The sequence below is a fragment of the Stutzerimonas stutzeri genome (assembly GCF_019090095.1).
Lineage (GTDB): Bacteria > Pseudomonadota > Gammaproteobacteria > Pseudomonadales > Pseudomonadaceae > Stutzerimonas > Stutzerimonas stutzeri_AN.
Map to the genome: position 1 here is coordinate 928,759 of NZ_JAGQFP010000002.1, position 20,351 is coordinate 949,109.

A 20,351-nucleotide genomic window follows, 5' to 3' on the forward strand; every position below is an offset into this window, starting at 1 on the left:
CCGGTCTTGCCATGACCGCGATCAGGGGCTGGCGAAGAGTTCGGTGAAGGCGCGCGCACGGCGTTCGACCTCGTGCGCTGATTCGGCCGCGAACAGGGCGTGGACCACCGCCACCAGGCTGGCGCCTCGGGCGATCAGGTCTGGCGCGTTGGCCAGGGTCACGCCGCCGATCACCACGATCGGCAGGCTGAAGCGTTGGCGTGCCTGCTCGAGCATTGCCGGGGTGGCGGCTGGCGCGCCGGGTTTGGTATTGGAATCGAAGAAGCGGCCAAACGCGATGTAGCTGGCGCCCTGTGCGACCGCCTGTTCCGCCAGGTCCAGGCGCGCATGGCAGGTCGCGCCGATGATGGCGCGAGGGCCGAGCAAGGCGCGAGCGGCCGACAGCGAGCCGTCTTCCTGCCCCAGGTGCAGGCCTGCGCCCAGACGAGCCGCCAGCTCGGCGTCGTCATTGATGATCAGCTGGGCCCCGTAGCGCTCGCAGAGCCCTAGCAGTGCTTCAGCTTCACGCAGGCGGCGCCTGTCGTCGTCGGATTTGTCGCGGTATTGCAGCAGGCGCGCGCCACCGGCCAATGCCGCCTCGGCGTAGGGCAGCAGGCGGCCATCGGCCAGCAACGTGCTGTCGGTGATGGCGTAGAGTCCGCGCAGCTTGGCATCTCTCATCGGCAACGCTCCGGTCAGGCCAGGTCCAGCGGTAGCCGGCGTGGAATGTACTGGCCACGTCCCGGCGCCTCGGCATCACGCAGGGTGCGCCAGGTATAGTCGAGCGCGGTCTTCACCGCGCTGGCCAGCTCCTCGCCGAGGGCCAGCCGGCCAGCCAGCGTGCTGGCCAGCGTGCAGCCGGAGCCGTGATAGCTGCCGGGCAGGCGCTGACAGCTGAAGTCGTAGCGGCTGCCGTCGCGGCAATAGAGGCGGTTATGAACCTCCGTTTCGTCGCCATGCCCGCCGGTAATCAGCAGATAACGGATGAAGGGCAGCAGCTTCTCCGCGCATTCGTCTGCGCTGCCATTCGGCAGTTCGGCAAGAATCCGCGCTTCCGGCAGGTTAGGCGTGGCGATGGTGGACACCGGGAACAGCCGCTCGCGCATGGCGTAACCGACTTCGTCCTTGCCCAGGGCACCGCCACCGCCGGCGCGTAGCACTGGATCGCAGACCAGCGGGACGCCCGGTAGCTTCTGCATGATGTCCAGCACCGTTTCAACCATCTCCACCGAGCCGAGCATGCCCAGCTTGACGGCGGCGATGGGCAGGTCGGCGATCACGGCGTTGGCCTGGGCCAGCACCCAGTTGCGATCGAGCACACGGAAATCGCTCACGTCGACGGTATCCTGCACCGTCAGCGCCGTAACGGTCGGTGCGGCATGGCAGCCTTGGGCGATCAGCGCTTCGATGTCGGCTTGCAGGCCAGCACCGCCGCTGGGGTCGTGGCCGGAAAGACAGAGAACAACAGGGCGAGAGCAAGGGCCAGTCATCAACGAATTCCCCGAATGCATGGCATGATGGAGTGGCCGGGGCTAGGCACAGCCAGATTTCAGGCGTGCGAGCTTATCACCATTCGTCCTGGCCAGCTCGGCAGGCGAATTGCCATATCCATTCATCGTGACGTTGCATAACCTGAGGTGTATGCGCGCGTCGACATGCTAAAGTGCCACCATTTTTCGGGTCGCAAACGCTCAAGAATTTTGTTTTTTCTGACGCGGGTCGGCAGGTCTCATACGCCATGCACCACTTTTTGATCTTCATGCTCGGCCTGTTTCCGATGCTGGCCAGCGCTGTTGAATTCGACCCGAGCACCCGGCAGCTACCGTTGGGTCGGGTCATGGCGGTGCTGGAAGACCCGGCTCGGACTGCCACCGTCGCCGACGTGCTCGCACTCGATGCGGCCGGACACTTCGTCGAGCACCAGAGCGATGTGCTCAATGCCGGTTATTCACGTTCAGCCTTCTGGCTGCGGGTGGATCTGCGGCTGCGTCCGAGCCAATCCGCGCACCGCAGCCGCTGGTGGCTCGAACTGGCCTATCCGCCGCTGGATCGGCTGGACCTCTACCTGCCCGACCAGCAGGGTCGCTATCAGCTTGCCCAGCAGAGCGGAGATGCCCTGCCGTTCGGCCTGCGCCAGATCCGGCAACGCAACCATCTGTTCGAACTGCAGCTGCAGCCCGAGCAAACGCAGCGCATCTATATCCGCTTGGAGAGCGAAGGGTCGATCCAGGCGCCCCTGACGTTGTGGGCGCCATCGGCCTATTTAGAAGAGCAGTCGGCGCACACTTACATACTGGCGATCATCTACGGCGTGCTGCTGGTGATGCTGGTCTACAACCTGTTCATCTACCTCAGCGTGCGTGATCGCAGCTACCTCTACTACATCCTCTACATCGCCTCGTTCGGCCTCTACCAGGTGTCGGTCAATGGTTTGGGCGTGCAGTACCTGTGGCCCAATTCGCCGTGGTGGGCCAACGTTTCGACGCCCTTTCTGATCGGCGCGGCGGGGCTCTTCGGTAGCCAGTTCGCGCGCAGTTTCCTGCACACGCGAGAGCACAGCCCCTGGGTCGACCGCACCCTGATGGGGATCATGGCCATGGGTGTGATCACCATGGCGATGGCGTTCACGTCCAGCTACGCGTTGTCGCTACGCCTGGCCACCTTGCTGGCGCTGCTGTTCATTCTGGTGGTCTTTGCAGCCGGCAGCCTCGCCTGGTACCGCGGGATGCGGGTGGCTCGCTATTTCATGACGGCCTGGACGGCGTTCCTTGTCGGTGGGCTGATCAACACCCTCATGGTGCTTGGCTATCTGCCGCATACCTTCTTCACCATGTACGCCGGCCAGATCGGCTCCGCCGTCGAGGTCGCACTGCTGTCGCTGGCGCTGGCCGACCGCATCAATGCCATGCGCGAAGAGCGCGCCAAGATGCTGCAGGAAACCGGTCGTGAACTCGAGCGGATGAACCGCGAACTGGCCGAAAGCAACCGCCTCAAGGATCAGTTTCTGGCCAACGTCACCCATGAACTGCGCACGCCCATGCATGGCATCCTCGGTAGCCTCGAGCTGATGCAGACGCTGGAGCTCAAGGGCGAGCTGGAGCAATACCAGAGGATCGCGACCGGCTCGGCGCGCGAGATGATGCGGCTGGTCAATGACATTCTCGCGTTGACCGAGCTGCAAGCCGGCAGGCTGCAAATGCGCCGGCAGCCGTTCGAGTTGCGCACCTTGGTCGACGAACTGTTCGCCACCTATCGGGCGCGAGCGGCGCTGAGCGGGTTGGGCCTGGAACTGGACATCGCGCCTCACGTGCCAAACCGGTTCGAGGGCGATGCCACCCGGTTGAGGCAAAGCCTGGGGTATCTCTTGGACAACGCCATCAAGTTCACGAAGCAGGGACATGTACGGCTGGCGTTCAGTGGTGAAGACGGGGCGGACGACCTGTTTATCCTGGAAGCGATGGTGATCGATACCGGCATCGGCTTCGAAGCACCGGTCGATGACTCGCTCTACCACTATTTCCGCCAACTGGATGGCAGCATGACGCGCCGGTACGGCGGACTCGGCATCGGTCTGTCCTTGTGCCGCCAACTCGTCGAGCTGCTCGACGGCGAGATCTCATACCAATCCGAACCGGGGCGCGGCAGCTGCTTCAAGGTGCGCGTACCACTGCGCCGCCTCTAGCTCGCCCGATCCCGAGCGTCTGCGCGGGTTCTTCGGGGGCAAGCGGCGATCCCGGAGCGCAGGTTTTGGCCGAAACCGCGCTTTTTCAGTGCTTCCATGCGTGCTTCACTGCTTCTTGTGGGTCGCCGCCAGCGGCGACGCGCAACGGCCCAGTACGTCCGGACGGCGAGGTAGCCAATGCTCGACTCTCACGGTGCGGTCTGACTGGTCGATCACCGCTTCTGCCTGCCCAGGAGGTCCCCATGAACCTGCACCAATTCGCCGAAACCCATGAGGTGCTCAACCAGGTCCCGCCGCTGGAAGGCGCCAACCTGTACCGTCTCGATCTGCCCCTGCAGGACTGGGTACGGCGTAACAAGGGCGGGTGGGCGGAATCGCGGCTCGATGCCTATGGCCAACTGGCTGGCGGGCCGCTGATGGTGGCGGGTTTTCTTGCCAACGAAAACAAGCCGGTGTTCAAAAGCCATGACCGCTACGGCCATCGCATCGATCTGGTGGAGTTTCATCCCGCTTACCACGAGCTGATGCGCACCGCGATCGCTCATGGCATTCCGTCGTTGCCCTGGACCGATCCGCAGCCAGGCTCGCAGGTGGCGCGCGCGGCATTGATGTACCTGCACAACCAGGCTGAGGCCGGCAGCAGCTGCCCGCTGACCATGACCTACGCCAGCGTGCCGGCCTTGCGTCTGCAGCCTGGCGTCAGTGAGCGCTGGCTGCCGAAGATCCTCAGCCTCGAGTACGACCCGCGCAATGTGCCGATGGAGCAGAAGACCGGGGTCACCATCGGCATGGCGATGACCGAAAAACAGGGCGGTACCGACGTACGCGCCAACACCACGCGCGCCTATGCCGTCGAGGCCAGCGGTCCGGGGCAGGTGTACGAACTGGTCGGGCACAAATGGTTCTGCTCCGCGCCCATGTGCGACGCCTTCCTGACCCTGGCGCAGACCGACAAGGGCGTGAGCTGTTTCCTGTTGCCGCGCCACCGTCCCGACGGCAGCCGTAACCAGTTCTACATCCAGCGGTTGAAGAACAAGCTGGGCAACTGGGCCAACGCCTCCAGCGAAGTGGAGTTCCGCGGCGCGCTGGCCTGGATGATCGGTGAAGAAGGGCGCGGCGTGCCGACCATCATCGAGATGGTGTCCTCGACCCGCTTCGACTGCATGATCGGCTCCAGTTCGCTGATGCGCCAGGCGCTGACCCAGGCCATGCACCATTGCGCTCATCGCCAGGTCAGCGGCCGCGTCCTGGCCGAGCAGCCATTGATGCAGAACGTGCTGGCCGACCTGTCGCTGGAAAGCGAGGCGGCCCTGGCGCTGACCCTGCGCATGGGCCGCGCGCTCGATCATCCGTTCGACGAGGCGGAAGAGAAGTTCGCCCGCCTGGTAACGGCCATTGGCAAATACTGGATCTGCAAACGCGCCCCGGAAATGATCGCCGAGGCCAGCGAATGCCTGGGCGGTGCCGGCTACGTCGAAGAAACCATCATGCCGCGGCTGTATCGCGAGGCGCCGGTCAACTCCATCTGGGAAGGCTCGGGCAATGTGCAGTGCCTGGATGTGCTGCGCGCGCTGTCGAAGGAGCCCGGCGTGATCGAGGTATTGTTCACCGAGCTGGGCGACGGCCATGGCGATGCTCGCTTGAAGCATCACATCAATCGCCTGCAAACAGCGTTCGCCGATAAGGACGATATCCAGTACCTAGCCCGTCAACTGACCGAGGACATCGCCGTTGCGCTTCAGGCCAAGCTGCTGCTCGAGGCGGGCAACGATGCCGTCTCCGATGCATTCATCACCAGCCGTCTGGAGGGCTGCGGCCATGCATTCGGCACCTTGCCGCGCGGGCTCGACATCAGTGCGCTGCTGGCGCGCAGCGCACCGTTTCTAGACTAGCGCCGCTGATGGTGCGTCGTGGCGCTCGGCGAGGACGGCTGCCAACACCCCTCGATCGATATTCCCCCCGCTGAGCACCACCGCAATGCGCTCGCCCAGGTTGGCGTCGCGTTCCTGCATGGCTGCGGCCAGTGCGGCCGCACCGGCGCCTTCGGCGAGGTTGTGGGTGTCTTCGTGCAGGGCGCGGATGGCCTGGCGAATCTCGCCGTCATCGACGCGTACGATGCGCGCCGCACCCTGGCGAATGATTTCCAGCGCTTCGGGCGCCGGGATCCGGCAGGCCATGCCATCAGCGAAGGTGTTGGCCGTTTCGGTGGTGACGATGCGGCCCTGCTCGACACTTTGGGCGTAGGCATCGGCTGCGCTGGACACCACGCCGATGATCTCCGTGTCCAGGCCTAGCAGATCGCGGGTTCGGATCATCCCGCAGATACCCGAGCCGAGGCCGATGGGCACGTAGACCCGGCGCAGCTTCGGCGCCGCTTCGAGCAGTTCCAGCGCGTAGGTGGCGACGCCTCGGATCAGGTCCGGGTGCAGGGACGGGACGAAATGCCAGCCGTTGGCCTCGGCCAGTTCCGCGGCCCGTTGCCGGGCGGTATCGAAGTCGCGACCGTATTCGACGACCTCGGCACCACAGGCGCGCATGGCGGCGTTCTTTTCCGTTGAGTTGCCCTCAGGCACCAGGATCTGCAATGGCAGGCCTGCCTTGCGTGCGGCCATGGCCAGGCTGATGCCGTGATTGCCGCGGGTCGCGGTGATGAGGCCCGGCAGGTACGGCTCGCGCTTGAGCAACTCCTCTACGTAGAGCAGGCCGCCCCGCACCTTGAAAGCGCCCGCTGGCGTGTGGTTCTCGTGCTTGACCCATAGTTCACAGCCCAGCCGCTCGGCGAGCAACGGCCAGGTGTATTGCGGGGTTGGCGGTACGCTTCGGTGAACCAGTTCGGCTGCCTGGCGCAGTTGGGGTAGATCGAACATCGAACGCTCCTTTGCGGGTTTGACGACGATCCTAGGTGGCAGGCATTGTATGGGTAAATCTTTATATTGCATGGCAAACAATGTGGTTACCCAATCTCGATTCGGATGATCATCCGCGCTACCTGGCGCTGGTCGACGCCATTGCCGGGGCCATTGCCCGTGGCGAGCTGAAACCGGGCGACCGGTTGCCACCGCAGCGGCGCTTGGCCTGGGCGCTGGGCCTCAATCCCAGCACGGCGATGCAGGCCTACCGCGAGGCCGCGCGTCGGCATCTGGTGGGCGGCGAGGTCGGGCGCGGCACCTATGTGCTGGCCAGCAGCCGCGAGGCCAGCCTGTTCCGGCTGAAAACACCGGAGGCGCACCCGGAGTTGGTCGACCTGTCGACCAACCTACCGGTGCTCGACCCAGACGATGACGACCTGCAGCGCAGCATGACGGCCTTGTGCGCGACGGGTGAGCTGGCGAGTCTGCAGGGCTATCCCTCCGCACGCAGCCTGCAACGTGGCCAGCTGGCGGTCAGCAGCTGGCTGCGCGGAAGAGCGCTTGAGGTTCCGCCGCAGCAAGTCATGCTTTGTGCCGGGGCGCAGCAGGGGGTGTTCGCGGCGCTGATTGGCTTGTGCGAGCCCGGTGAACCGGTGCTGGTCGAAGCCCTGACCTCGCCAGGCATCAAGGCCGCCGGGCGCCAGTTGCGCCTGCCATTGCACGGCGTGGCGATGGACGCCTTCGGCATTCTGCCGGAGGACCTTGACCGACAGGCCCGGGCCACCTCGGCGCGCGTGGCCGTGCTGACACCCTGCATGCAGAACCCGACCGCCGTCAGCATGGATGCGCAACGCCGCGAAGCCATAGCCGCCGTGGCGCGCCGGCGCGGCTTGCTGATCATCGAGGACGACATCTACGGCGCGCTGGGCGACGAGCCGCCGCTGGCCGCGGCGCTGCCCGATCGCACCTTGTTGATCAGCAGCCTGTCGAAGACGGTCGCACCCGGTTTGCGGCTGGGGTTCATCGCCGGCCCGGACGCGTGGCTGGCGCGTATCGACCCGGAACGGCAGGCGACCAGCTGGGCCTTGTCCTCGCTTTGTCTGCGACTCGGTTGCCAGTGGTTGGAAGACGGCACCGCGGCACGGCGACTGGCCTGGCAGCGTGAGCAGATGACCCGCCGCTGGCGCCTGGCGCAGAAACTGCTTGGGACTGTTTTGTCCGGCGCCTCGGCAAACGCCGCGCCGCATCTGTGGCTCGAACGGGCGAAGGATCAGGATCTGCCTGCGCTGTGCCGGAACGCCGGGATCGAAGCGGCAACGGCGGAGGTCTTCGCGGTGGGCCACGGCGCGCCCAACGCGCTGCGGCTGAGCCTGACCGCGGCGCCCAGCCTGGCGCTGTTGAAAGCGCGGCTTGAGGCGCTGGCGCGGCGGCTGGACGCATCGGATCGATGACCGCCGCAATCCGGTGCTACCGCTGTCATCGATCAGCAGGCAAGATGTTTTCAACGACTGATAAAGGAAACGCACCATGAATTCAGCAGGCGAGACTTTCCGCATTGCCACCAGCGCTGAGGCGGCCGTGGACCACCTTGCCGAGTTGCATCAGCACGCCACCCGCGCATTGAATCAGGCCCTCAAGCGCTATGTCGCCACGCGCCAGGAGCCGGGCGCTGCCGAGCGTGCGCTGTTCCGCTATCCCGAACTGCGACTGACCTACGAATGCCATGGCGAGGTGCCGGCCTCGACCCGTGCCTATGCAAAAGTGCAGGCACCGGGCGTCTACAGCGTGACCGTGACCCATCCGGCGGCGTTTCGCAGCTACCTGCTCGACCAGCTGCGGCCGCTGATCCAGGATTTCGGCGTCAAGGTCGAGGTGGGCATCAGCGAGCGCAATATTCCCTATCCGTACGTGATCGAGCAGGGCGATGAACTGGCCGGTACCGGCGTGACCGCGGCCGAGCTGGCGCGGGTGTTCCCCAGTACCGACCTGTCCGCGGCCACCGATGACATTGCCGACGGCCTCTACGACTGGGAACACGCCGATCCTTATCCGTTGGCGCTCTTCGATGGTGCGCGGGTGGATTTCTCGCTGCGCCGGCTGGTGCATTACACCGGCAGCGACTGGCGCCATGTGCAGCCCTGGATCCTGCTGACCAACTACCACCGTTACGTCGACCAGTTCATTCGCCATGGCCTCGACATGCTGCGCGACGACACCCGCTTCGTGCGCATGGTGCTGCCGGGCAACATCATCATCGAGCGCGGCATGGAGGAGGGCGAGGCACAGGCCATTATCGGTGGCGTGCTCTGGCACCGTTACCAGATGCCGGCCTATCACCTGCAGTCCGAGGATGGCCACGGTGTCACCCTGGTGAACATCGGCGTCGGCCCGTCGAACGCCAAGAACATCACCGACCACCTGGCGGTGCTGCGCCCGCATTGCTGGTTGATGATCGGCCACTGCGGCGGGCTGCGGCAGTCGCAGTCCATCGGCGACTATGTGCTGGCGCACGCCTACATGCGCCGCGACGGCATCCTCGACCGGGTGCTGCCGCCGCACATCCCGCTGCCGGCATTGGCCGAAGTGCAGCAGGCGCTGCAGGAAGCCGCCGCGCAGGTCACCGGCGACAAGGGCGAGGCGCTGAAGAAGCGGTTGCGCACCGGCACCGTGCTGACCTACGACGACCGCAACTGGGAGCTTCGCTGGGCCCAGGAACGGCCGCTGATCAACCTGTCCCGCGCCGTGGCGGTGGATATGGAAAGCGGCACCATCGCCGCTCAGGGCTATCGCCTGCGGGTGCCCTACGGGACGCTGCTCTGCGTGTCGGACAAACCGCTGCACAGCGAGATCAAATTGCCGGGCTCGGCCAACGCTTTCTATGAGCGTGCCGTCACCCAGCACCTGAAGATCGGCATCGCCGCGCTCGATCTGCTGCGCGATCAGCTCAATTCGCTGCACTCGCGCAAATTGCGCAGCTTCGACGAGCCGCCGTTCCGCTAGTCGCAGCCGCAGCATGAAACGCACAAAGCCCGAGGAGACTCGGGCTTTGTGCATCTGGCGGTCCGCGCCATGCGGCGTCCGGCTAGCGCCGTGTCATGCCGCCAGCAGCCAGGCGCCGGTGATGGCCGCTGCGGCACCGGCGAGACGCACCAGCGGAGTTGCCACGTGCGGAAGGTTGCGCGCCACGGCATAACCGCCGGCGTGCAACGCGGCAGTGGCGACGACGAAGCCGGCGGCATAACCCCAGGGACTCGACAATGCCGGCAGCTCCAGGCCGTGGGCGACGCCATGGCTGGCGGCGAACAACGCCGTGAGGCCAGCCGCGACGGCCAGCGGTGGACGCACGGCCAGGGCGACCAGCAGGCCGAGAGCCAGGACCGAGCCGGCAATACCGGTTTCCATCAACGGGATCACGACACCCGCGAAGCCGACCAGGCCACCGAGCAGCATGGTCGCAACGAAGGTGAGCGGCAGCGCCCAGCGCGCCGTGCCCTGCTGTTGCGCGGCCCAAAGGCCGACAGCGAGCATCGCCAGCAGGTGATCGAGGCCGAAAAGCGGGTGGGCGATGCCGGACAGCACGCCGGTGTGGTCGTGGCCGGGATGGGCGAAGGCGAAAGCCGGGCTGAGCAGCAGGGCAGCGGCGATTGCGATGTTCTTCTGCGGTGTCATGCGGTCATCCTCGAGTCTGCATGCGGTGGGGTGGGGACTACGGTGTGCTGGGGGTTTCCAGGTCGCGGGCAGAGCCCGCTCCTACAGGGTGAGTACGATCAGGCGGCGCGGAGCATGCCCTGTTTCTCAATAAACGCGATGATCTCGTCTAGGCCCTGGCCCACCTTCTGGTTGCTGAACACAAAGGGCTTGTCGCCGCGCATCTTGCGGGTGTCGCGGTCCATGACCTCCAGCGAGGCACCGACCAGGGGCGCCAGGTCGACCTTGTTGATCACCAGCAGATCGGACTTGCAGATGCCCGGTCCACCCTTGCGTGGCAGCTTGTCGCCGGCCGACACGTCGATCACGTAAATGGTCAGGTCCGACAGCTCCGGGCTGAAGGTCGCCGAGAGGTTGTCGCCGCCGGATTCGACGATGATCAGGTCCAGGCCCGGAAAGCGGCGGTTGAGCTGCTCGACCGCTTCGAGATTGATCGAGGCATCCTCGCGGATCGCCGTGTGCGGGCAGCCGCCGGTCTCGACCCCGATGATGCGCTCGGGCGCCAGGGCCTCGTTGCGCACCAGGAACTGCGCATCCTCCTGGGTGTAGATGTCGTTGGTCACCACGGCCAGGTTGTAACGCTCACGTAGCGCCAGGCAGAGGGCAAGGGTCAGGGCGGTCTTGCCGGAACCGACCGGCCCGCCGATACCGACGCGAAGGGGTTGGGTGTTCATGGGTGGTCTCCTCTGGATGGCAGCTGGGGTGCATCGGGGTTGATGCGAAGGGGCGTGCCGCTGCCGGCTGAGTAGGGGCAACGGGAAGCGTTTGGGGAGCGTGGAGATCGCAGCCACGCCCCTTGTGGTCCTGTGCGAGGCGCAGAGCGTTTGGATGGGTTTCGCACTGCAGAGCGGTTTGGGTGATCGATGGAGGCGTACGCAGTTGTGTCAGGCGCCGCGCTTTCCTCGGCTGGGACTACGGGTTGCGCCTCGCACGGCGCCTTACTTTTCTTTGTTTGCGCAAAGAAAAGTAAGCAAAAGAAAGCGCACCCCTGCATGCGGGTTTTGCTTCGCAAAACTTCCCTCGCTCCGGTGCTGCTCCGGGGGTCGTCGCGAAGGGACATCCATGCCGACGGCGGCCCCGACCCATCACTCCGCGCTCGGCATCCATGCCTCGCGTCCCCCTGCGCAACACCTGCGCTCGGCCTCCTGGAGGGGAGTCGAGACCGAGCCGCCTGAAAGATCGTAAACAGCGAAACAGAAGCGCTTCGTTTGTTTTCTGACAAATGACCTATCAGACGCCACCGACCGCTCCTTTCAGACGGCCGAATGGATTCCGCGCGGAGGGGCGCGAGGTCCGTAGGGTGGGTAACGCGAAGCTTACCCACCGTTTTGGAAAGTAATCCGCCATGGTCCGGCGAGAACGTGGTTGTAGCCTGTGGTGGAAAATGCTGCGCAGTTTTCCACCCTACATTGCTGAACAGGGATCGAGTCCGAGTTGTCTGAAAGTTCGCAAAAAGCGAAACAAAAGCGCTTCGCTTGTTTGCGGGCAAATGACCTATCAGACGCCGCCGAACGCCCCTTTCAGGAGGCCGAATGGAATCGCTGCGTAGAGGGACGAGCGGCATGGATGCCGCGAGAGGCGTAAAGGGTCGGGGCCGCCGTCGGCATGGATGGCCCTTGTACGCCGGCCCCCGGAGCGCGGATGGAATGAGGGAAGTCGAGCGAAGCGAGACCCGGATGCAGGGGCAAGACCTTTTGGTTCCTTTTGGGGCAATTGCCAAAAGGGACTCGCCCAGCAGGGCGAAACCAATGCATCGGCCAACTCGCTTACCCGCCCGAGATTCCCAACCCGGCGCCAACAGAGCGTTGTCGGAAGGGCGGCCCATATTAAGCGTCAACGAGGATACGGCGATCTGGGACCAATCGAACCGCTTATTACGCGCTCCATCCGAATGCAAGCTCGCCCCTATAAATGCGCATGGCAAAGCCGGACTCGATCCCCTCATGACCTAAACAACCGACTGTACTGCCGCTCATGCCCCATGCTCATCAGCGCCAGCCCAAAGGCGGCGCTGCCCCAGCGCTCCGGCTCGATAACCGTTGCGTCGAGTTGGGCCTGCTGCAGGCTAGGGAGCAGCTGCGAGGTCAACCGCTGCGCCGCCTGCTGCCCCAGCGGCAGCGTCTTCATCAACACCGCCAGTTGATTCTCCAGCCAGCCCCACAGCCAGGCGGCCAGTGCATCCTCGGGGCTGATGTCCCAGGCGCGCGCGGCCAGCGCCCAGCCCAGGGCCAGACCGGGTTCGTCGATGCGTTGAAACAGGGTGCGGGCCGGGGCGTCGAGTTCTGGCAGGTTGTCCAGCAATTGCTTGAGCGAATAGCCCATCTGCCGGCTCTCCAGCCGCAGCTCGCGAGTCTCGCGGCTGGCGCAGTGGCGGGCGGCGAGCTGTTCCAGTTCGTCCCAGTCTTCCGCCGCGGCAGCGCAGCAGTGAGCCAGCAGCAGCGGCGCCTCGAAGCGTGCCAGGTTGAGCAGCAGCTGGTCGCCCAGCCAGCGGCTGGCGCTGGCTTCGTCGTGCACAAGCCGTTGCTCGACGGCCATTTCCAGCCCTTGGGAATAGCTGTAGCCGCCGATCGGCAATTGCGGGCTGGCGAGCCGCAGCAGCGCGAACCCCGCCGGTGTCATGCGCGCACGCCGAACTGATGCAGGCGAGGCGCGTAGCTGAATTCTGCCTCGCCGGCATGGGAGTGGTGATGGCCGCCGCCATAGGCGCCGTGCTCGGGCTGGAAGGGCGCCTCGATGGCTTCGACGCGGGCGCCCAGCTGCAGCAGCATGTCTTTGAGCACGTAGTCGTCGAGCAGGCGCAGCCAGCCGTCGCCCACTTGCAGTGCGACATGGCGATTGCCCAGGTGGTAGGCGGCGCGCGTCAGCTCGAAGGCGCTGACGCAGGTCACATGCAGTAGCTGCTCGGCGCGGGCCCGCACCCGGGCGATGCGGCCGTCTTCGGCGCGCAGGCATTCGCCGTCATGCAGTGGCGGCTGGCCGCGTTCGAGGAACAGGCCGACTTCCTCGCCTTCGGTGGTGAAGCAACGCAGACGCGATTTACTGCGCGCCTCGAACGTCAGTTCCAGCTCTGCGTCGGCAGTGGCCTGAGGAGCGGTGCGGTGATGGATGACCAGCATGGCGAGCAGTTCCGATTGTGCAATGGCACAAGCAGAGCAAGCCCCTTGCCAACCCGACCCAGCCGGCACCGCACGCTGGCTGGGAACGCCGCGTGCCAGAAATGGCGCGTTTCGGTGTTCCGTTATGGTGCGCAGCGCGCTGCCGGGCACCATAGGCGTGCAAGTCAGTGCAGCGCGCGGACCATGTACACGGCAGGGATCTGGTAGCTGGCCAGATTGTCGACCTGAACGGCCTCCAGGTCGTCATGCGTGGCGTAGCCGAGGCGTGACCAGAAGGCTTCGGACTCCTGCACCGACACCAGTGCCGAGTAGCGCAGCTGCTGGCTGCGCGCCTGCTCGAGGTTGTGCTGAACCAGCGCCGGGCCAATGCCGCGACCGCTGGCTCGGCGGGAGACGGCCAGGTCGTGCAGATACAGGCAGTCGGCTTCGGCATGCGGTTGGAAGTCGCCATCCAGCGGGGTGACCTTGCCGACCCGTGAACGGTAGGCGAAGAGGTAGGCGCACACGCCCAGCTCATCCTCGGCGACCCAGGCCAGCTGGGGGCAGGCGGCGAGGCGGGCGCGGATCACCGCCTCGTCCTCGAGGACCTCGGCGGCATAGGATTCTTCCTGAATCGACATCACGGCAGGAATATCGCGCGCCTGCATCGCTCTTAACTGAAACATCTGAACTACTCGAACGGACGCGGCCGACCAGGCGGCTCGCGCGGGGCGGCGATCATACGCGATCGGCGGTTACAACGTGAGTGGGCCGACGAAGGGTCCGCGGCGACGGCCGTCGGTTCGGCTCATCCGATGACTGACGAAATGCCGATTTACGGGCATAATTCTTAGGTTGCTACCTATTGTCGCGGTTTCCCCATTGAACAATTCCCATCGGCCTCTGCTCGGCGTTCTGCTCATCCTGGTCTCCTGCCTGACCCTGGCTTCGCACGACGGGCTTTCCAAGTACCTGACCCAGCTCTATCCGGTGTTTCTGGTGATATGGGCGCGCTACCTGTCGCAGACCGCGCTGATGATCGCGCTGTTCGCGCCGCGCATGGGCTGTCGCGTGTTCCGCACGCTGCGCCCGAAGCTGCAGGTCTGCCGGGGTTTGAGCCTGATCAGCGTGAGCATGCTGTTCATCAGTGGGCTGAGCTACATCCCCCTGGCCGAGGCGACCGCGGTGATCTTCCTCGCGCCGCTGATGGTCACGATCGCCTCGAGACTGCTCGGTGAACAGGTCAGCCGCGCCCAGTGGCTGGCGGTCGGTTGCGGGCTTGTCGGGGTGCTGATCATCGTGCGCCCGGGCGGTGCATTGTTCACGCCGGCCGCCCTGCTACCGTTCGGCGCAGCACTGAGCTTCACCGTCTACCAACTGATTACCCGCCGGTTGAGTGCAACCGATCACCCCGTGACCAGCAACTTCATCACCAGCCTGGTGGGGAGCCTGGTCATGAGCGTCCTGGTGATTTTCAACTGGCAGACCCCAACGCTGCACGATGCGCTGATGATGGCGGCGCTCGGCGCCATGGCCATGAGTGGCCATTTGCTGCTGACCAACGCCTTTCGCTTTGCCAGCGCGGCTGCACTGGCGCCATTCACCTATTCGCAGATCATTTTCGCCGGGGTGGTCGGGATGATCGTCTTCGGCCATACACCGGATCTCGGCGCGATGGTCGGCATGGCCATCATCATCGCCAGCGGATTGGTGATGGCCTATGTACAGGGGCGGCAGGTGCGGCTGCGTCCTTGAAAACGGCTCCGGCCGGCCCGCGGGTCGGCCTTGCACAACACTTGACCAGACAAGGGCGACTCGACCCTTGCGTGCGTTCATCAGGAAAAGAAACATGCAACGAATTTCACACCACACCTTGCGCCAGGATTTCCGTCAGCTGCTAGCCGCCGACCGCTGCTACCACACCGCCTCGGTGTTCGATCCAATGTCGGCGCGCATTGCCGCCGATCTGCAGTTCGAGGTCGGCATCCTCGGCGGCTCGGTCGCTTCGCTGCAGGTGCTCGCCGCGCCTGACTTTGCGCTGATCACCCTGAGCGAATTCGTCGAGCAGGCGACCCGCATCGGCCGCGTGAGCCGCCTGCCGATCATTGCCGATGCCGACCACGGCTACGGTAATGCGCTGAACGTGATGCGTACCGTGGTCGAGCTGGAGCGCGCCGGGATCGCCGCGCTGACCATCGAGGACACCCTGCTGCCTGCCAAATTCGGGCGCAAGTCCACCGACCTCATCGGCATGTTCGAAGCGGTCGGCAAGATTCGCGCGGCGCTGGAAGCACGCATCGATCCCGAGCTGGCCATCATCGCGCGGACCAATGCCGGCGTGATCGGGCTGGAGGAAGTCATCGCCCGCGTACAGGCCTACGAGGCGGCGGGCGCCGATGCCATCTGCCTGGTCGGCATCGAGGATTTCGAACAGCTCGAACAGGTGGCGGCGAAGCTGAGCGTGCCGCTGATGCTGGTGACCTATGGCAATCCGAAGCTGCGCGACAACGCCCGGCTGGCCGCGCTCGGCGTACGCATCGTGGTCAACGGACACGCGGCCTATTTCGCCGCGATCAAGGCGACCTACGACTGCCTGCGCGAGCAGCGCCAAATCGATGCGTCCGACCTCAACGCCTCGCAACTCTCGGTGAAATATTCGACCGCCGAGGAGTACATGGTCTGGGCAGAGGAGTACATGCAGGTCAAGGAGTGACCGACTGCTTCCGGCTGCGCGCGGCCGGCCTTTTTCTACGCTGACGGAGATCCGATGAGCCCACGCCTGCTGACCTTCATGGTGGCATTCGCTGCCTTCCTCGGGCCCTTCACGCAGACGGTCTACGCGCCGATCCTGCCGGAGCTGGGCGCGGCGCTGAAGACCACGCCGTTGCTGATCAACCTCAGCATCTCGATCTTCACCTTCGTGCTGGCGTTCATGCAGATCGTCTACGGCCCGCTGGTCGACCGGACCGGGCGCAAGCCCACCCTGCTGGCCGGGCTGGGTATTTATATCGTCGCCTCGCTGGGCTGCTTCCTGTCCGGCAGCATCGAAATGCTGTTGGCATTCCGTGCCTTGCAGGCCGTTGGCATCGCCGCGGGCGCGGTGGTGGCGGTCACGGTGATTGGCGATCGTTTCGAAGGGGCCGAGCGCGGTCGGGCGATGGGGTCGTTCCAGATGATGGTGGCGCTGGGGCCGGTCGTGGGGCCGGTGGTCGGCGGCTTTCTGGGCGAGCACCTGGACTTCCACTACGTGTTCCTGCTGCTGGCCATCGTTGGTGGCGTGGCGCTGCTGAGCAATGCCATCGGTCTCGAGGAAACCCGACCGGCCGGCGAACAGCCGCGGGCCTTCCATCCCGGGCAGTACCTGGAGGTGCTGCGCGACCGGCAGGGGCTGGCGATCATGTTGCTCAGCTTCGTCCAGTACTACGCCTTCTACAACTACCTGGTGTTCATGCCGCGGGTGCTCGACAGCAGCTACGGCCTGAGCGCGGCGCAAAAGGGTATGGTGTTTCTGCCGCTGTCCATCGCGGTGGTGATCGGCAGTTTCAGTGGCGGACGGTTGCTGGGCCGCTGGCGGGCACGACCGATGCTGTTGGTCACGGCGCTGCTCAACGCGCTCAGCCTGCTGCTGTTCATGGCGATCGCGCAGGTATCGCTCGCCGCACTGGTGTTGGCGGTCACGGCCTTCGGGCTGTTTCTCGGGCTCTCGCTACCGGTGCAGACCAGCTTGCTGATGGACCTCTACCAGCACAATCGCGCCACGGCCGTGGGCAGCTACAACTTTTTCCGCTTCATGGGCATGGCGACCGGGCCGGTGCTCGGCTCCTGGTTGTATCAGAATGGCAATCTCTGGGTGCTCTATGGCTTCGCAGCGGCAGCCTTTCTGCTCGCCGTCGGGCATGCACGGCTGCGCTTCAGTCAGGCTCAGGCCAGGGGTTAGAACAGCGCCCGCTCGGCCTTGAACATGAAATAGCTCTCGCAATAACTGTTCTGCCCGGAGTAGACCCCGCATTGTCGTCCACTCAGGTTGGAGTCGGTGTAGGTCAGGTCCACATGCATGCCGAGCAGCGGGCGAGACAGATTCAGCGACCAGTCATTGAAAACCCGTACGCTGCCGCCCATGTGATACATCGGGCTGTCCATCGAGTGACTGGCGTATTTCAACCTCACTCCGACATTGAATGGCTGAACCGACCCCAGCTCCATGAGCAGGGTGCTGTCGGTCCGTCCCGGAGAAGCACTCAATGCCCCGCCCAGACGGCTGCCGGCAAGGTTGATACCGGCATAGAACTGATGGCGGTCGTGGTTCTCCAATTCGGGAAAGCTGTAGCGGATCACGCCCAGTTCGAAACCTGGCATATCGCCGAGATGCGGCTGGGCATACCCGGCGTAGGTGTCCAGCTCCAGAGACCGGCCCTCGAGAATGCCCATGCTGGGTGCCCATTGCCCCAGGTACAGGCCGCTGGCGTGGGTCAGGTCCAGCCCGCCACGGAAGGTGCTGGCGGCGATGGGGTTGACCAGCCCCTGCGCCATGCTGCGGGTCGGCGAGGTGCCGAGCTTGAGGTCGAAGGCGCCGAGTTCGCGTTCGACCACGTCCGGCTGGCTGGCGCATCCACTGAGGATGAGCAGTGCGGCCATCACGGCGTGTTTGTTGTTCATACGGGATTCGTGGGCTGATGAGTCATACAAGCCGCTCGGAAGCGACCACGAAGGCGATGCCGATCAAGAGCGCCGGCGCGATGTCCGCCGCTCGCGTTCTGATCAATGGGCCCAAGGGTAGTCGATGACCTGACGTGGGAATCCCCGCTCGTCGTTTTGACGCCAAGTGAACGACGGGCGGTGCCGGGGACTTGGCGTCGCGAAAAGCTGTCGCGATTGGCACACTGAACGGCGGTCGCCCGCGCCGTTCCAATGTCTTATGACGGTAACCTGGCCCCAGGCAGGCGGGAGGTAACGATGGCAACCGGTTGGGCGAACGAAGGCGCGGTACAGGATCAGATCGACAGCACCATCGAGGATGCCGTGCAGCGCGCGCGCAGCCGATTGGGCCGAGGCGAGAGCCTGACGCATTGCGAGGAATGTGACGCGAAGATTCCGGAGGCGCGGCGGCAGGCGGTACCGGGCGTGCGGCTGTGCGTGAAGTGCCAGACCGAGCTGGACAAGCAGGAAGCCAAGTTCAGCGGCTATAACCGCCGCGGGAGCAAAGACAGCCAACTGCGTTGAGGTGGCCGGCATCGGCCTCAGGCCGCGCGGACGGTCCGGCCACCGTCCGCGCCTGTCGCCTCAGCGGTGGGGTGTCAGGCTGGGCGGCGCTCCAACCGGCAGCACCTGCTTGCGCATCAGCAGGTAGTGCACCACCGCACCGAACAGCGCGCCAAGCAGCCAGGCGAAGCCCGACAGACTTTCCATGCCAGGCATCCAGACGGAGGCTACCGAGAACACCGAGCTGATGCCGAAGGCAATGATCGCCTTGCGATTCCAGCCGGCGCTGAAGTAATACGCCGCGCTGGGCTCCGAGGAAAACAGCTGCTGCACATCCAACCGCTGCCGACGAACCAGGTAGTAGTCCGCCACGATGATGCCGTAGAGCGGCGCTAGCACCGCGCCGAGGGTGTCGACGAACGCGGCGATACCCACCGCACTGATGAACGACACCCACAGCGCGCCGATGAAGAAGGCGATCACCGCGGTGATATAGCCGCCAGTGCGGGCGCTGATATGCGCCGGAGCCAGGTTGGCGATGTCGTACGCCGGCGGAATGAAGTTGGCCACCAGATTGATGCCCACCGTGGCGGCAAAGAAGGTCACCGCGGCGATCAGGGTCAGGCCGACGTTGTCGATGCGCGACACGATGTCGGTGGGGTTGGTCAGGGTCTCGCCAAACACCACCACGGTGCCGGCGGTGATCACCAGCGCGATCAGCGAGAAGAATGCCAGGCTCACCGGCAGGCCGAGAAAGTTGCCGATGCGCATCTGCCGCTCGCTTTTGACGAAGCGGGCAAAGTCGCCGTAGTTGATCACCACCGCGGCGAAGTAGGCGACCATGGTGCCGACCACGGCGGCGAACGCGGCAACGGGCCCGGCGGCGTAGCTGCCGGTGCCACTGAAGATCGTACCCAGCGCGCCGGCCAGGCTGGGACCGGCCTTGTAGCAGATGGCAATCATCATCGCGATCATCACCACGTAGACCAAGGGCCCGGCCCAGTTGAGAAAGCGCGTCACCCACTCCACGCCGCGGACGAACAACGCGACCTGGAAGACGCAGACCATCACGTAGGCGATCCAGTCCACCAGCGTCAGACCCAGCAAGGTGGCGTCCGACCCGGGGCCGGCCAGGGTGCGAACCAGCAAGGCCACCGCGGTCGAGGCGAAGTAGGTCTGCACGCCGTACCAGAAGATCGCCACGATGCCGCGCACGACCGCGGGGAAGTTCGCCCCGCGCACGCCCATGCTGGCGCGGGCCATGACCGGGAACGGAATGCCGTACTTGACGCTGGGTTTACCGGTCAGTTGCACCAGCCCCATGACGATGAAGCCGGCCAGGACGATTCCCGCGAGCACGGCCCAGCCGTTCAGGCCGTAACTGATGAACAGCGTGGCGGCGAGGGTATAGCCGAACAGGCTCTGAATGTCGTTGGACCAGACGTTGAAGATCTCGAACCAACCCCATTTGCGTTTGGCGGGGGCAAGCGGGGCGAGGTCGTCGTTATACAGCGTGGGGTCGATCTGCTTGATCCGGAAATCGTCGTGATTCATCAGTCTGCGCCCTGTGCGAATTGTTCTCGGAGTTGTATGCAGTTTTTGTTCCGTCTGTAGCAAAGTCGCGCGTGAGTAAGCGTCGGCCGATGGCAGACCTGGCCCGCAACTCACCAAAGACTAGCCATGCCTGGCGTTATCGTTAGATTGTTTTTGTATACAAAGGATGGTGTAGGGATAGGCAATTGTCCTTTTGCCTGCGCCTTCAAAGGGCAGAGGAAGCGATCTCGACCCCGAATGGGGCGGCTGCGCAGTAAAAAGATCGCGGTCAAGACCGCTCCCACA

Annotated in this window: 17 protein-coding genes and 1 pseudogene; 8 read left to right on the forward strand and 10 right to left on the reverse strand. The window is 64.8% G+C overall.

Annotated elements, in window-relative coordinates; all coding sequences use genetic code 11:
- Nucleotides 1-21: 21 nt before the first annotated feature.
- Both thiE and KVO92_RS13835 read right to left on the reverse strand, forming a co-directional pair.
- A complete protein-coding gene (thiE, locus tag KVO92_RS13830; RefSeq protein ID WP_217476199.1) occupies nt 22-660 on the reverse strand; it encodes a thiamine phosphate synthase in 639 nt (212 codons plus the stop codon).
- 14 nt (nt 661-674) lie between these two features.
- Nucleotides 675-1,469: a hydroxymethylpyrimidine/phosphomethylpyrimidine kinase gene (locus tag KVO92_RS13835; protein ID WP_217476200.1), complete on the reverse strand. Its 795-nt coding sequence runs from the start codon at nt 1,467-1,469 to the stop codon at nt 675-677.
- Between the two features lie 248 nt (nt 1,470-1,717).
- Here KVO92_RS13835 and KVO92_RS13840 point away from each other — a divergent pair.
- Nucleotides 1,718-3,649 (forward strand): annotated as a pseudogene (locus tag KVO92_RS13840) (sensor histidine kinase); the annotation flags it as partial.
- Nucleotides 3,650-3,903: 254 nt separating this feature from the next.
- Nucleotides 3,904-5,553, forward strand: a complete 1,650-nt coding sequence (locus tag KVO92_RS13845; protein ID WP_217476202.1) for an acyl-CoA dehydrogenase family protein — start codon at nt 3,904-3,906, stop codon at nt 5,551-5,553.
- Here KVO92_RS13845 and KVO92_RS13850 read toward each other — a convergent pair.
- Nucleotides 5,545-6,528, reverse strand: coding sequence for a threonine dehydratase (locus tag KVO92_RS13850; protein ID WP_217476203.1), 984 nt, complete (start codon nt 6,526-6,528; stop codon nt 5,545-5,547). The genes KVO92_RS13845 and KVO92_RS13850 overlap by 9 nt on opposite strands.
- Nucleotides 6,529-6,608: 80 nt before the next feature.
- Between KVO92_RS13850 and KVO92_RS13855 the strand changes: the two genes are divergently transcribed.
- Nucleotides 6,609-7,961: a PLP-dependent aminotransferase family protein gene (locus tag KVO92_RS13855; RefSeq protein ID WP_217476204.1), complete on the forward strand. Its 1,353-nt coding sequence runs from the start codon at nt 6,609-6,611 to the stop codon at nt 7,959-7,961.
- A 76-nt stretch (nt 7,962-8,037) separates the two neighbouring features.
- Nucleotides 8,038-9,510 (forward strand): AMP nucleosidase, encoded by a 1,473-nt coding sequence (amn, locus tag KVO92_RS13860; RefSeq protein WP_217476205.1) that lies wholly within the window; start codon nt 8,038-8,040, stop codon nt 9,508-9,510.
- Nucleotides 9,511-9,603: 93 nt separating this feature from the next.
- On the opposite strand, the gene KVO92_RS13865 is transcribed toward amn, so the two are convergent.
- The 5 genes from KVO92_RS13865 to KVO92_RS13885 all read right to left on the reverse strand — a co-directional run bounded on the left by KVO92_RS13865 (nt 9,604) and on the right by KVO92_RS13885 (nt 13,981).
- Nucleotides 9,604-10,179: a HupE/UreJ family protein gene (locus KVO92_RS13865; protein ID WP_217476206.1), complete on the reverse strand. Its 576-nt coding sequence runs from the start codon at nt 10,177-10,179 to the stop codon at nt 9,604-9,606.
- Nucleotides 10,180-10,277: 98 nt separating this feature from the next.
- The gene (gene ureG, locus KVO92_RS13870) at nt 10,278-10,892 is read right to left on the reverse strand and encodes an urease accessory protein UreG (RefSeq protein WP_217476207.1); all 615 of its coding nucleotides are present in this window, start codon (nt 10,890-10,892) and stop codon (nt 10,278-10,280) included.
- Between the two features lie 1,267 nt (nt 10,893-12,159).
- On the reverse strand, nt 12,160-12,837 hold the full coding sequence (locus KVO92_RS13875) for an urease accessory protein UreF (RefSeq protein ID WP_217476208.1): 678 nt from the start codon (nt 12,835-12,837) through the stop codon (nt 12,160-12,162).
- Nucleotides 12,834-13,334 (reverse strand): urease accessory protein UreE, encoded by a 501-nt coding sequence (ureE, locus tag KVO92_RS13880; protein WP_217476209.1) that lies wholly within the window; start codon nt 13,332-13,334, stop codon nt 12,834-12,836. The genes KVO92_RS13875 and ureE overlap by 4 nt, the downstream gene beginning before the upstream one ends.
- A 164-nt stretch (nt 13,335-13,498) precedes the next feature.
- Nucleotides 13,499-13,981, reverse strand: coding sequence for a GNAT family N-acetyltransferase (locus KVO92_RS13885; protein ID WP_217477259.1), 483 nt, complete (start codon nt 13,979-13,981; stop codon nt 13,499-13,501).
- Nucleotides 13,982-14,195: 214 nt separating this feature from the next.
- Here KVO92_RS13885 and KVO92_RS13890 point away from each other — a divergent pair, with 214 nt between their 5' ends.
- The 3 genes from KVO92_RS13890 to KVO92_RS13900 all read left to right on the forward strand — a co-directional run bounded on the left by KVO92_RS13890 (nt 14,196) and on the right by KVO92_RS13900 (nt 17,250).
- The gene (locus tag KVO92_RS13890) at nt 14,196-15,068 is read left to right on the forward strand and encodes a DMT family transporter (protein ID WP_217476210.1); all 873 of its coding nucleotides are present in this window, start codon (nt 14,196-14,198) and stop codon (nt 15,066-15,068) included.
- A gap of 94 nt (nt 15,069-15,162) precedes the next feature.
- Nucleotides 15,163-16,026 (forward strand): isocitrate lyase/PEP mutase family protein, encoded by an 864-nt coding sequence (locus tag KVO92_RS13895; RefSeq protein WP_217476211.1) that lies wholly within the window; start codon nt 15,163-15,165, stop codon nt 16,024-16,026.
- A gap of 54 nt (nt 16,027-16,080) precedes the next feature.
- A complete protein-coding gene (locus tag KVO92_RS13900; RefSeq protein WP_217476212.1) occupies nt 16,081-17,250 on the forward strand; it encodes an MFS transporter in 1,170 nt (389 codons plus the stop codon).
- Here KVO92_RS13900 and KVO92_RS13905 read toward each other — a convergent pair.
- Nucleotides 17,247-17,969 carry a TorF family putative porin gene (locus KVO92_RS13905; RefSeq protein WP_217476213.1) on the reverse strand — a complete coding sequence of 241 codons (723 nt, stop codon included), beginning with the start codon at nt 17,967-17,969 and terminating at the stop codon, nt 17,247-17,249. The two genes, KVO92_RS13900 and KVO92_RS13905, sit on opposite strands and share 4 nt — an antisense overlap.
- Before the next feature lie 297 nt (nt 17,970-18,266).
- On the opposite strand from KVO92_RS13905, the gene KVO92_RS13910 reads away from it, so the two are divergent.
- Complete coding sequence (locus KVO92_RS13910) at nt 18,267-18,533, forward strand: DksA/TraR family C4-type zinc finger protein (protein WP_217476214.1); 267 nt, start codon at nt 18,267-18,269, stop codon at nt 18,531-18,533.
- Nucleotides 18,534-18,593: 60 nt separating this feature from the next.
- Here KVO92_RS13910 and KVO92_RS13915 read toward each other — a convergent pair whose 3' ends face one another.
- Nucleotides 18,594-20,066, reverse strand: coding sequence for an NCS1 family nucleobase:cation symporter-1 (locus KVO92_RS13915; RefSeq protein WP_217476215.1), 1,473 nt, complete (start codon nt 20,064-20,066; stop codon nt 18,594-18,596).
- Nucleotides 20,067-20,351: the final 285 nt, after the last annotated feature.